Genomic DNA, 12,551 nt, shown 5'->3' with positions numbered 1-12,551 from the left:
AGAGGCTTATGGCAGGTTTATTTAAAGAATTCAAAAATTTTGCGATCAAGGGCAATATGATCGATATGGCGGTGGGAATCATTATTGGTACCGCTTTTAACAAGGTGGTCAGCACCTTAGTAAAAAAGGTAGTGATGCCGCCTTTGTCGTTAATGACTGAAGACGTCAAGCTTTCCAATAAAAAATACATCCTTCGTCAGGCCGCTGGGGAAGCCGAGGAAATTGCCATTGGATATGGCGAGCTTTTAGAGGTATTGATCGATTTTTTCATCATAGCTTTCACAATCTTTGTAGTGATAAAATTTATCAACCGCTTCAAGAAAAAATCAGAAGATCCAAAAAACAAAGAGGTGGAAACGCCTAAAAATATTGAGCTTTTGTCGAATATTGAAAAGTTAATGGAAGAGCAAAACGCGATGCTAAAAGGAAAAAAATAAGTGTTTTTTTAAACTCAAACCTTAAAATCACCCCCTCAACACCCCCAACCAAAGCTCACAGTGCCCGTGGATTTATCAAGAACCAAAATCACTAAGAAATACCAATAGTGGTGTTTGATAACTATCTACCACCGACTACTGACTACCCACCTTCACCGCCGTTCCCTTTTGCTTGTTTTGTTCGCCTACCACATTGTACTCAAAGGTGTATTTATCTCCTTCGGTGGTAAGTATTTTCATATGGATGGCTTTTTTTTCAGCTTGGCTTTTAGGGTTGATTTTTTGCACAATGTACTCACAGTTATTGATCCACCGGATGCTCGAGGTGTCGGCCTTCCCTTTGTAATAGTCAATTTCTATGGAATCGTTCCGCACAAAAGTCGTGGTTTGCAGTTCGGTGCCCACCAAAGCTTTAAACTCAAATTTGCCGGTTTTAAATTTTTTGCAGTCCCGTTCAGGTTGATAGCAGCTTAGTAACAGGAAAAACAGAGCGCCAAGGATGATAAATCGCATTGCAGTGGTTTTTATGCGAATTTCTGAAATTTTATACAATTCAGCCCAAGTTTAACAGGAATAATTTAAGGTTCGAGCCGCTTATTTTTCATAGGCTTTAAAACTTCCGTCGGAATAGAAGATCACGATGCGGTCTATTTCTTTTTTCGTGGTCACCGAATCTTGTGATTCAGGATTATCTAAAGCTGTTTTTTTAATTTGAGTCTTTTTTTCTGTATTTGAGCCAATTTTGTTATTCTCGTTAGGAGGGAAGGTTCCTTTTCCATTTAATAGCCAATACAGTTCCACTTCGGGAAATGTTTGAATGACTTTCATCACAAACTCCAAACTGGGTTTATTCCTTCCGGAAAGCAGATGCGAAATCGTGGAGCGGTTAAATTCAATCGCCTCAGAAAATGCTGTGGCCGAAAGACCATAAAAACCCATAATTTTTTCAAGCCTTTTTGTAAAATCCTCACTGTTTACCATTGTAACATATAACTTATAATTGCAACATTTACAAATGTAAACAATTGTCAAGAAACATACAATAATCAATCAAAAATAGGTTAAAATACTTAATATTTAAATTTAAGTAACAACACTTAAAATATTAGAATACAGTTATATGACAATTAAATGATATATATTGCTTCAAAATTGGTTTTTTGTATGCGATAAAGAATGGCGATTGTTTACAGATGTACACAAAACTATTTTATTTTGTTGATTACATTTGTAAACAAAGAGTTGTTTAGTTTTGTAAACACATTTTTTAGGTATGAAAATTAAAGCTGCTTATCAATCCTATTTTTCGGCACCTGTTAAAGGGCGATATGTTGTTTTGGAAGATGTGCTTCCGCTTATAAAAAACAATTCGGAAGTTGTTGTTCATAAAACAGGCATTTCAGAAAAAGGGAAAGAAATCCCTGTTTTAAAAATCGGAAAAGGGTCTAAAAAAGCTTTGGCTTGGTCGCAAATGCACGGAAATGAATCGACCACCACAAAAGCGGTTATAGATTTCTTGCAGTTTTTAAATCAAAAAGACGTATTTCAAAAAGAAAAGAAGCGGTTTTTAAATTCTTATACGCTGTATCTTATTCCTATATTAAATCCAGATGGCGCTGAAGCATATACCCGTGAAAATGCTAATAACATCGATTTAAACAGGGATGCACATAACCGGACACAACAAGAAAGTAAGCTTCTTTACGATCTTTTTACCGAAGTAAAACCAGACCTATGCTTAAACCTTCACGACCAGCGCACCATATATGGACTTGAAAACAAGCAACCGGCGACGGTATCTTTTCTTGCGCCTTCAGCCGACACGAATAGAACGGTTACAGCCACCCGCAAAACAGCTATGAAGGAGATCGTAAAGATGCATCGTGCCTTGAAGGAGCACATTCCCTGTCAAATAGGGCGTTATGACGATTCATTCAACATCAATTGTGTGGGCGATAGTTTTACGGCCGCTGGCGTACCTACATTGTTGTTTGAAGCTGGGCATTATCAAAACGATTACCAGCGGGAAAAAACACGGGAGTTTATTTTTTATGCATTGGTGGAGCTTTTCGGCATCGGTACATTTTACAATGAGCAAAGTGTCGATTATTTGGAGTATTTCAACATACCGGAAAACAAAAAGAATTTTCGGGATATTATTTTGCGCGATGTCTATTTGGAAAAAGAGCAGCGGACTGTTTCGGTGGCCATTCAATACCAAGAAATACTAACCAATGGAAAAATCCACTTTATTCCTGTTATTGAGGCCATTGACGAGGTAACTGATTGCAACGGACATAAAGAACTGTCGGCCAACGGTAACGTGATTTTAGTGAATTCGCATGAAAATTTTCGTAAAGGCGAAAAAGTTTTAACAATTCATTATAAAAATAATGGGAAAGAAATTATTTTTCAATAAAACAGTTCTTTTATTGTGAAAAACTTACTATTTTTGCATTCCAAAAAAATACAAGAGCTATGGCAAAATTCAAATTAGACGACACAGACCACAAAATCCTTGATATGCTTATCGATAATACCCGTACGGCATTTACCGATATTGCAAAAAAACTGGGTATTTCCGCCGGAACAGTTCACGTTCGCGTTAAAAAAATGGAAGATGCGGGTTTTATTACCGGTTCTTCCTTAAAATTGGATTACGAGAAATTAGGTTATTCCTTTATTGCATACATTGGGGTGTTTCTTCAAAAAACTTCCCAAACGCAATTTGTTATGGAACGCATTAACGAAATTCCCTTTGTGACCGTCGCCCACGTTACTACCGGCAAGTTTAACATCTTTTGCAAGATTAGGGCAAAAGATACCAGCCACGCCAAAAACATCATCTATCAAATAGATGATATTGAGGGGGTTACTAGAACTGAAACCATGATTTCTTTAGAAGAAAGCATTAACGACAAAAAACGATTGATGCACTCTATTTTTAAGGATATCAACTAACGGAATTACTTAAAAGATGTACAAACCCTTTGCCAGCAAGCAAAGGGTTTTTATCTTTAGGTTCAGTTCATTTTTAAAAATACGCTGTTATAAACCGCACTGCATTAACCGAACAAAAAATACCCTACAGGATGAATATCTTGAAATTTTTAAAAGAAACGTACTTAAGCTGGGACAAAAACGACCCTTGGGCAAAAAGTGCCGTAATTGCTTATTATGCCTTGTTTTCGTTGCCTTCTTTGTTAATGATTACCGTTCATATTGCAGGGGTCTTCTATGGCCGGGAAGCTGTTCAAGGCAGGATAACCAACGAAATTGGCGGATTGATAGTGCAGGGCAGTGCCGAGGCCATAGAAACCATGATCTCCAATGCCGCTCTTGAGGACAGCTCGGTAAATACTATTGTGATTGGTGTTGGGATGCTGATATTTGCAGCAACTGGGGTGTTTTTTCAACTTCAAAAAGCGTTGAACGATATTTGGAGCGTACGGGCCAAAGAGGAAGGTTTTTTAAATATTTTAAAACGAAGGGCAACTTCCTTTGGTTTGGTGTTGGTGATTGGGTTGTTGCTTTTAATCACTTTGTTTGTCTCGGCAGCTATTTCGGCTTTAAGCGATTATTTAGGCTCTTATTATTCCGGTGTTTCTTCGGTTATGGTTACCATCCTTAATTTCTTGATTTCACAGCTGTTTGTCACGGCTTTGTTTGCTTCTATTTTTACCATTTTGCCCGATGTCAAAATTAAATGGAAAACCACGATCTTGGGCGCATTTGTGACCGCATTGCTGTTTTTAGGCGGTAAATACTTGATTGGATTTTACTTTTCGCAGTCCAATCCGGCGTCTGTCTATGGTGCGGCCGGCAGCGTTGTGCTCATCCTGCTTTGGGTATACTATACCTGCCTTATTATGTTTTTTGGAGCCGAACTCACCGTGAACTGGGCTGTGCACCGTAACATTAACATTACACCTTCCAGCCATGCTGCCTTGTCTTACGAAAGAGAACTGGAAGAGCTGAGAGCATACAAAAACAAGCTTGAGAAAGATAAAATTAAAGCTGAAAAACTCAAGAATTGCTAAGCCTTAATACCTTTAACAGACTTTAACCCAACCTTAATATCAAAATTTTGGAAACAGCGGGAGAATAGTGCTATATTATCGTTGAATTGATTTATGAACGATAAAAAAAAAGATTATGGACAAGAGAATAGCAATTATAGCAACAGACGGATTTGAAGAGTCTGAATTGAAATCTCCTAAGGAAGCCATGGAAAAAGAAGGTTTTACCGTGGACATTGTCAGTGAAAAAACCGGAACCATTAAAGCTTGGGCCGATGGAAATTGGAGCAACGAATATACCGTTAACAAAACATTGGATAGCGTAAATGCAAACCAATATCACGCATTGGTGCTACCAGGAGGCGTGATCAATCCCGACAAATTGCGTAGAAATGAGGATGCCCTTATTTTTGTACGCGATTTCTTCAAACAGAAAAAACCAGTGGCAGCTATTTGCCACGGCCCGCAAACATTGATATCTGCAGATGTGGTTAAAGGACGCAAAATGACATCTTTTAACTCCATTAAAGACGATTTGGTCAATGCAGGTGCCAATTGGGTAGATGAAGAAGTAGTTGTGGATGAAGGTTTTGTAACCAGTAGAAATCCTGATGACTTACCAGCTTTCAATTCAAAACTCATTGAAGAAATAAAAGAAGGAAAGCACGAATTGCAACACGCTTAATTATAACCGGATTACAACAAAAAATGAGGTGGAATTTCCGCCTCATTTTTTTTTATACTATTTTAAAAACCGGGTTTAGCAGCTTCGCAACGTCTAACTCGGTGGTGCTGCCACATTTACTCTTCCTCGTCTTCAGGCATCGGTTTTTCTGGGATTTCGCTTATGGGGTCAGTATAATCTTCGATATCGTAGTCGTCCTCTTCAAAATTGGCCATCGTATTTTCCAAACGGGAGCTCACTTTCACCAAATAGATGGAATCTTCGGTGCGCACTTCAACAGCATCAACTGTTTCGTTTTTCGCATTTTTGAACCGTATCACATGGTCGTCGTCATAGCCGTCTGGGTATTTTTCAACCAATAACGATAATATCTCCGGGGTTAATTTTTTATAATCTACAATCACTCGTTTCATGGTGCTTACTGTTGAAGGTTTGTCCTGTTTAATAAAATTCAAAAATAAAAGAGATAATGGTATTTCAAAATTATATTTCAAGATTTTTCATAATAATCAAAAGCCTCGAAAATAAGTTTGTTCTCGACCGTGCAATTTATTTTGTACTGGCCAATATCGGTAAGCAGGACAAAATACACGGTTCCGCCGCGGTTCTTTTTATCGTACGCCAATAACGTTATAATTTCTTCAATATCATGGCGCTCAAAAGAAACTTTGCCGAAAAAACTAATAATTGTGCTCGTTATGGTTTCCAATTTTTTCTTCGGAAAAGAACAAAGCCGGTACGATAAATAAGTGGCCAAAATCATCCCGATTGCGATAGCCTCCCCATGCAGCAATGCCTTTGTTGAAGTGTTTTTTTGCGAAACCTCCATAAAGTACGATTCGATGGCGTGGCCGAGGGTATGGCCGTAGTTCAGGGTTTTTCTCCGGCCTTTTTCACGAGGGTCTTCGGTAACCACCTCGTTTTTTATCAGTACCGATTCCCAAATTAAATCGCTTGCTTCAATTTTTCGGTCAAGGTCAAAATATTGTACTTTATCCCAATAGGCTTTTGAATAAATTAACCCGTGTTTAAGCATTTCGGCATGTCCCGAAACCAATTGCGGTCGCGGTAAAGTTTCTAAAAAAGCAATGTCAATCAGTACCTGCAAAGGATTTTTAATAACACCAACCTGGTTTTTCAACGAACCAAGATCAACGCCGTTTTTTCCGCCCACTGATGCATCGACCATCGCCAATAGGGAAGTGGGGATGTTGATAAACGGGATACCGCGTTTAAACGTACATGCCACAAACCCACCAAGATCGGTCACCACACCACCGCCCAAATTAATGAGCAGGCTGTCGCGGTCGGCTCCATTTTGTGAAAGTTCGTTCCACAGCACCACGCAGGTTGAAATATTTTTATAGACTTCCCCTGCGGCAATGGTAAGCACCTGTACTTGTTTTTTAAGGCCGGTTTTTTCAAAAAAATAGGGAAGGCAGTGTTTATTTGTATTTACATCGGTAAGGACAAAAATTTTTGTGGGACTTAAGCTATTCAATTGATTTTCAAAAAAATCCCATGCGTTTACATCTCCGTAGATTGAACTTAGATCATTGTTGAGTCTTTTCATGTATCAAAAACTGATTTCTGCTATATATTCATCGTCAAATCTAACTATATTTGCGCATACTTTTTTATATGGAAACGAATTTACTTTTCAATAATACGGAAATCGCCTTTAAGTTAAAGACCGATGCCGAAGTGGAACGGGCTTATTTCCTGTTTAAGATGATCGCTAACGAGCCTTTGGTACGGATTGGCACGGCGGTCACCAAGTTTGCGCTTAACCTGAACCTGCCAGTAGAAGGGCTGATACGCTCTACTGTTTTCGATCACTTTTGTGGTGGTGTCAACGAGCAGGACTGCATGAAAACCGTAGATGCGCTGTATGAAGCCAATGTGTATTCGGTGTTGGATTATTCGGTGGAAGGACAGGAAAACGATGCTCAATTCGATAAAACCATGGCTAAAATCGTTGACCTTACGTATTTTGCCCAAAATAAAGAGGCAATGCCTTTTTCGGTATTTAAACCAACCGGTTTGGGCCGTTTTGAAATCTGGCGCAAGAAAACCGAAAACGAACCTCTTACCCAGGAAGAAGAAGCCGAATGGAACCGCGTTGTAAACCGCTATGAAACCGTTTGTAAAGCTGCCGATGAATGCGGGATTTCTTTACTGGTGGATGCTGAAGAATCGTGGATGCAGGACGCCGCAGATGAGTTGTGCGAACAAATGATGGAGAAATATAACAAAGAGCGGGTGGTTATTTTCAATACCCTGCAATGTTATCGTTGGGATAGGGAAGAATACCTGCATAAGCTCCATAAACAAGCAAAGGAAAAAGGGTTTAGATTAGGTTTTAAAGTGGTACGTGGTGCTTATATGGAAAAAGAAAACGAGCGTGCTGAAGAAAATGGCTATCCAACGCCTATCTGTGAAAGTAAAAAAGCAACTGACGACAACTACAACCAAGTTACCCGATATATTTTGGATCATCTGGATGATATAACATTATATGTTGGCACCCATAACGAAGTAAGTTGCTATTTGGCCATGGAAATCATGAAAACCAAAGGACTTAAGAAAAACGATGAACGCGTATGGTTTGGCCAGCTGTACGGGATGAGCGATAATATAAGCTACAATCTCGCCAGTGAAGGATTTAATGTCTCCAAATACATGCCTTTTGGCCCGGTTAAAGATGTGATGCCTTACTTAATACGCCGTGCCGAAGAAAACACCTCGGTCGCTGGCCAGACCAGCCGTGAACTGACTCTATTGAAAAATGAACGCAAGCGGCGTGGGATTTTTTAAAAGTTCAGGAAAAATATTTTAACGAGTTTTTATTTTTCAAAAACACGTTCTATTTTTTTAATGGTTGCTGTGTCTTCACAGTTTTCAACGGTCATTTTCAGGTTTTCTTCCAAAACTTTTGCCTCTATATTATAGATTTTGCACGAATCGAACCCTCGGGTGTTTTCGTCGAACAGCACATCGCCGTCCAACAGCATTTTTGAAATGACCGTGGTATCCAATTTTTCTGATTTTAAAAACTGAAGGGTTTCTTCAGAATACACATGCGCCTTGTTCCGGATGTTTTTCAACGTCCGGGCTTCAGGACCGTATGCACAGGAGGTTTTTTTTCCGCTCAAAAAGAAAATAAGAATAACGATGCCAATGGCAAAACCACCAAAATAGTAGGCAAATCTGTGGATTAATTTCATTAAAAATGATGCATTTTGTTAAAAGAACAGCAAGTTGATATCGCTGTACGACATATCGAACCAATCGGCAACTGCTTTATTGGTCAAAATGCCGCGGTAAAAATACAAACCATTTTTCAATCCGCCATCAAAACGGATGGCTTGTTCCAATCCGCCGCACTCGGCAATTTCCAATAGATAGGGTGTGAAGATGTTGCTTATGGATATCGAAGCCGTTTTAGGGTAACGTGCTGGGATGTTGGGCACGCCATAATGGACCACGTGGTGTTTTATTTGGGTGGGAGCGTCGTGCGAGGTCATTTCGGAAGTTTCAAAACAACCGCCCATGTCGATGCTTACATCAATGATCACAGCTCCTTTTTTCATTTTTTTTACCATCGCCTCGGTCACGATCACTGGCGATCTGTTTTTTCCGCGAACCGCACCAATTGCCACATCGCAACGGCGTAAAGCCTTCACTAAATTTTTGGGCTGTATGGTCGAGGTGTAGAAAGTTTGCCCTACGGCAGTTTGCAGGTTTCTTAGCTTGGTGATGGAACTGTCAAAAACTTTTACGTTTGCACCCAGCCCAATGGCAGAACGGACGGCAAACTGCCCCACGGTGCCGGCACCAATGACCACAACTTCTACAGGTGGCACACCGCTGATGTTTCCGAAAAGCAGCCCATTGCCTTTTTTGGCGTTGACCATAATTTCGGAAGCAATCAATACCGAAGCTGTACCAGCGATCTCGCTCAAAGCCTTGACCGCAGGGTATGTATGGTCTTGCTCTTTAATGAACTCGAATGCCAAAGCGGTTATTTTTTTTTGTGAAAGCACATCGAAATATTCTTTCCGCCTTGTTTTAAGCTGCAGGGCAGAAATCAATACTGTTTTTGGGTTGATGAGCTTTAACTCTTCCAGGGTAGGGGGCTCCACTTTTAAGATAAAGGGACAACCAAACACTTTTTTGGTATCCTTGGTAAGCTGGGCACCGGCTTCGCTATAATCTTTATCGGAAAAACCGGCTTCTTTACCAGCGCCACTTTCAATTAATACTTTATGGCCATTGGCCACTACGGCGGCAACGGCATCTGGCGTTAAGCAAATACGCTTTTCCTGAAAATAGGTTTCTTTTGGGATACCAATAAACAAGGCGCCTTTCTGGCGGGTAACCTCCAAGGTTTCCTCTTGGGGTATCAATTGGGCTTTGGTAAAGGGTGACTTGGATTCTGTCATAGGTTACAGGTTGGCAGCCCTAAGTTACATATTAATTGTGATATTGAAAAACAAACCAAGAATTAGCGAAAAAGATCTTTTACCTGTTGCCACATGGTTTTTTTGGTCATCAGGTCTTCCTCGAAAGCCTTTAAATCATCGCCCCGTACTTTATTGAAGAGCTTGGCGCGAATTAAATATACCGCTGGCACCAACACCATCATTAGAGGGATAATGTAATAGATCTCCACTTCATCCATTTTGTTACTTTCATTTATAATACCCCAGAGCTGAAATGCATACATGGCGATGGGAATTAAAAGGATCCAGTGCCACCAATGTTTACAGGTAAAAAACCACAATAGTAGTAAATATAGCGGAATTATTTTCCCCATAGCAAACCAAAAGTAGGTGTTAATAGAGAAAAAAGCAGTTTCAATGGTAAAAATAGAAGTTTCCCAAACTTGGGTATCGCTTGGGAAACTTTTATAAGAATAAAATAGAAACGGGGTTATTGCGATTAAAAAAATTACAATTCCACCGTAAATCTTTGGTTTATTATCCTTGACGCGGAGTTCTGATTTGGTCTCTAAGGACTTGTTGTTCTGTTTGTCCATCATCTATACTTTCAGGTGTGCATGAAAAAAATAGACCGGCTCCAAAAATTGCAACGATTAAGTAGTACTTTGTTAGTTTCATAATGTGAGGATTTTGTGAGGTTAATAGTACAAACCTATCACAAAATTCAACAAGTATTTCAACTATGTTCGCCGTATCTTTATAGGTTATTTTTGAAAATAAGTATCCTGCTTTAAAAATGAAGCGATTTGGGGCTATTTTAAAAGTAACTATCGTACGGTATTGGTAGCGTCGCAATTTATTTCACTGGCATCATTTTTAAGGTTCTACTTCCGTTTTTGTTTTTTGTCAGGTTTATTATCGTATGGTTTGTGGGGAGCAACGTTTTTATTTTTTCGGGCCATTCTACGAACACCCAATCATCGGTATGGAAATACTCCTCAATCCCGATATCCAAAGCTTCGGTTTCATTTTCAATTCTGTAAAAATCAAAATGGTATAGGGTTCCATCATTACATGGGTATTCGTTCACCAATGAAAACGTGGGGCTGGAAACTGGTTGGGTAACCCCCAACTGTTTTGCCATGGCCGCGATAAGCGTGGTTTTTCCAGTGCCCATCTCTCCATAGAACAACACATGTTTGTTTGGGGCATTGGCAAGTACCTTATCGGCCGTTTGGGGCAAGGTAGCTAATGTAAACGTTATTTCCATTTTTTAAGATTGCGACCAAATATAACACACTCTACCGATAAATAACTAATTTATTCGATGAAGTGCGTATTATTAAGAATTTTCTTACAGATTAAGATTATTTAGGCGTTAATACCGTAAATGGAATGATCATTTCTTCTAAAGAAACCCCTCCATGTTGGTAGGTATTGCGATAATAACTTACGTAATGGTTGTAATTATTGGGGTACGCAAAAAAGAGGTCGCCTTTCGCAAAAATAAACGAACTGCTCATATTTATCGTAGGCAGGTTAATGGTTTTCGGGTCGGTAGCGGCCAGAACATCCTTATCTTCGTACGTTAAGCTTTTTCCGGTTTTGTACCGCAAATTCAAACTGGTATTTTTATCACCAATCACTTTCGAAGGATTTTTCACGTTAATGGTGCCGTGGTCGGTGGTAATAATCAATTTAAACCCTAACTGTGATGCCTGCTGAATAATGTCCATCAAAGGAGAATTTTTAAACCAGCTCTGGGTTAACGAACGGTAGGATTTATCGGTCGAGGCTAATTCTTTAATCACTTCCATTTCTGTTTTGGAGTGGGAGAGGATATCGACAAAATTATAGACTAGAACGGTTAAATCTTCATTTTTGTGGCTTTTAAAGTTTTCGGCCAACCGTTTTCCCTGTTTCAGGCTCGAAATTTTATGGTAGCTCCAATTTAGGTTGAGCCCGAAACGTTTCAGTTGCGCTTCCAAAAACTTATCTTCTTTCATGTTTTTTCCGCCCTCGTCGGTATCGTTCAACCACAGGTCTGGATGGAGTTTTTCCATCTCGCTTGGCATTAAACCGGAAAAGATTGCGTTCCTCGCATATTGCGTGGCGGTGGGAAGAATGCTGCAGAACATATCTTCCTTGGTTTTTTTATAGGCATTGGCAATAAAAGGCTCAAAAGCCTTCCATTGGTCGTACCTTAAATTATCCACCACCACCAATAATGTAGGGGCTTTGTCCTCCAATTGCGGCATGACCTTGTCCCTGAACAAGGTATGCGACATCACAGGGGCTTTTTCCTGGTCCTTGAACCATTCGGGATAGTTTTTATCGATAAATTTGCAGAATTGGGTGTTCGCCTCTGTTTTTTGCGACTCCAAAATCTCGAACATCCCGGTATCCTCAATGTCTTCCAGTTCCAATTCCCAGTACACCAGTTTTTGATAGAGATCGACCCAGCCTTCCCAAGAGTTGATCATCGACATGTCCATGGCGATTTTCCGGAATTCCTGTTGATAGCTGGAAGTGGTTTTTTCTGAGACCAATCGCGAATGGTCCAGATTCTTCTTCAAACTCAGCAAAATCTGGTTGGGGTTCACGGGTTTTATCAGGTAGTCGGCTATTTTAGAACCGATTGCTTCTTCCATTATGTATTCTTCTTCGCTTTTGGTAATCATCACCACCGGAAGCGACGCTTGTTGTTCTTTTATTTCAGATAGGGTTTCCAAACCTGTGAGGCCAGGCATGTTTTCGTCCAAAAAAACAATGTCGAAACTGTCTTTTTCAATTTCTTCCAAGGCTTCAGTGCCACTTTGTGCGGTGGTAACGCTATAATTTTTTTTCTCAAGGAATAGGATGTGAGGTTTCAACAAATCTATTTCATCATCTACCCATAGTACTTTTATCTCACTCATATTGTATATTTGTTTTTTCTGTGTTGAAGCTTTCAGTTTTTCTGAAA

General features: G+C 39.7%; 15 protein-coding genes. 6 read left to right on the top strand and 9 right to left on the bottom strand.

The features are described from left to right. Window positions 1-8 precede the first annotated feature (8 nt). Window positions 9-437, top strand: coding sequence for a large-conductance mechanosensitive channel protein MscL (gene mscL, locus DDV96_RS11770; RefSeq protein WP_116694965.1), 429 nt, complete (start codon window positions 9-11; stop codon window positions 435-437). Between the two features lie 135 nt (window positions 438-572). Here the strand turns inward: mscL and DDV96_RS11765 are convergent, their stop codons facing one another. Both DDV96_RS11765 and DDV96_RS11760 read right to left on the bottom strand, forming a co-directional pair. After that, the gene (locus DDV96_RS11765) at window positions 573-950 is read right to left on the bottom strand and encodes a DNA topoisomerase IV (RefSeq protein WP_116694964.1); all 378 of its coding nucleotides are present in this window, start codon (window positions 948-950) and stop codon (window positions 573-575) included. 81 nt (window positions 951-1,031) lie between these two features. Continuing rightward, the gene (locus tag DDV96_RS11760; protein ID WP_116694963.1) at window positions 1,032-1,418 is read right to left on the bottom strand and encodes a helix-turn-helix domain-containing protein; all 387 of its coding nucleotides are present in this window, start codon (window positions 1,416-1,418) and stop codon (window positions 1,032-1,034) included. Window positions 1,419-1,710: 292 nt separating this feature from the next. On the opposite strand from DDV96_RS11760, the gene DDV96_RS11755 reads away from it, so the two are divergent. The 4 genes from DDV96_RS11755 to DDV96_RS11740 all read left to right on the top strand — a co-directional run bounded on the left by DDV96_RS11755 (window position 1,711) and on the right by DDV96_RS11740 (window position 5,141). Then, complete coding sequence (locus DDV96_RS11755; RefSeq protein WP_116694962.1) at window positions 1,711-2,856, top strand: M14 family zinc carboxypeptidase; 1,146 nt, start codon at window positions 1,711-1,713, stop codon at window positions 2,854-2,856. A 59-nt stretch (window positions 2,857-2,915) separates the two neighbouring features. Further along, window positions 2,916-3,398 carry an Lrp/AsnC family transcriptional regulator gene (locus DDV96_RS11750; protein WP_116694961.1) on the top strand — a complete coding sequence of 161 codons (483 nt, stop codon included), beginning with the start codon at window positions 2,916-2,918 and terminating at the stop codon, window positions 3,396-3,398. A 131-nt stretch (window positions 3,399-3,529) separates the two neighbouring features. Further along, window positions 3,530-4,477, top strand: coding sequence for a YihY/virulence factor BrkB family protein (locus DDV96_RS11745; RefSeq protein WP_116694960.1), 948 nt, complete (start codon window positions 3,530-3,532; stop codon window positions 4,475-4,477). Window positions 4,478-4,592: 115 nt separating this feature from the next. Then, window positions 4,593-5,141: a type 1 glutamine amidotransferase domain-containing protein gene (locus DDV96_RS11740; RefSeq protein ID WP_116694959.1), complete on the top strand. Its 549-nt coding sequence runs from the start codon at window positions 4,593-4,595 to the stop codon at window positions 5,139-5,141. Window positions 5,142-5,257: 116 nt separating this feature from the next. Here DDV96_RS11740 and DDV96_RS11735 read toward each other — a convergent pair whose 3' ends face one another. Then, complete coding sequence (locus DDV96_RS11735; RefSeq protein ID WP_116695098.1) at window positions 5,258-5,554, bottom strand: hypothetical protein; 297 nt, start codon at window positions 5,552-5,554, stop codon at window positions 5,258-5,260. A gap of 77 nt (window positions 5,555-5,631) precedes the next feature. Next, window positions 5,632-6,714, bottom strand: a complete 1,083-nt coding sequence (aroB, locus tag DDV96_RS11730; RefSeq protein ID WP_116694958.1) for a 3-dehydroquinate synthase — start codon at window positions 6,712-6,714, stop codon at window positions 5,632-5,634. Between the two features lie 68 nt (window positions 6,715-6,782). Between aroB and DDV96_RS11725 the strand changes: the two genes are divergently transcribed. Beyond that, entirely contained in the window at window positions 6,783-7,958 is a 1,176-nt protein-coding gene (locus tag DDV96_RS11725; protein ID WP_116694957.1) for a proline dehydrogenase family protein, read from the top strand. A gap of 29 nt (window positions 7,959-7,987) precedes the next feature. On the opposite strand, the gene DDV96_RS11720 is transcribed toward DDV96_RS11725, so the two are convergent. The 5 genes from DDV96_RS11720 to porX all read right to left on the bottom strand — a co-directional run bounded on the left by DDV96_RS11720 (window position 7,988) and on the right by porX (window position 12,504). Then, window positions 7,988-8,368, bottom strand: coding sequence for a hypothetical protein (locus tag DDV96_RS11720; RefSeq protein WP_116694956.1), 381 nt, complete (start codon window positions 8,366-8,368; stop codon window positions 7,988-7,990). 18 nt (window positions 8,369-8,386) lie between these two features. Next, on the bottom strand, window positions 8,387-9,586 hold the full coding sequence (locus tag DDV96_RS11715) for an alanine dehydrogenase (RefSeq protein WP_116694955.1): 1,200 nt from the start codon (window positions 9,584-9,586) through the stop codon (window positions 8,387-8,389). A 62-nt stretch (window positions 9,587-9,648) separates the two neighbouring features. After that, window positions 9,649-10,185, bottom strand: a complete 537-nt coding sequence (locus DDV96_RS11710; protein WP_206074025.1) for a hypothetical protein — start codon at window positions 10,183-10,185, stop codon at window positions 9,649-9,651. 257 nt (window positions 10,186-10,442) lie between these two features. Beyond that, window positions 10,443-10,856 (bottom strand): tRNA (adenosine(37)-N6)-threonylcarbamoyltransferase complex ATPase subunit type 1 TsaE, encoded by a 414-nt coding sequence (gene tsaE, locus DDV96_RS11705; RefSeq protein ID WP_116694954.1) that lies wholly within the window; start codon window positions 10,854-10,856, stop codon window positions 10,443-10,445. Between the two features lie 97 nt (window positions 10,857-10,953). Continuing rightward, the gene (gene porX, locus DDV96_RS11700) at window positions 10,954-12,504 is read right to left on the bottom strand and encodes a T9SS response regulator signal transducer PorX (RefSeq protein WP_116695097.1); all 1,551 of its coding nucleotides are present in this window, start codon (window positions 12,502-12,504) and stop codon (window positions 10,954-10,956) included. Window positions 12,505-12,551: the final 47 nt, after the last annotated feature.

Source organism: Marixanthomonas spongiae (genome assembly GCF_003095375.1).
GTDB classification, from domain to species: Bacteria; Bacteroidota; Bacteroidia; order Flavobacteriales; family Flavobacteriaceae; genus Marixanthomonas; species Marixanthomonas spongiae.
Note: the sequence above shows the minus strand (reverse complement) of the source record. Positions and strands in the feature narration are given on the sequence as shown.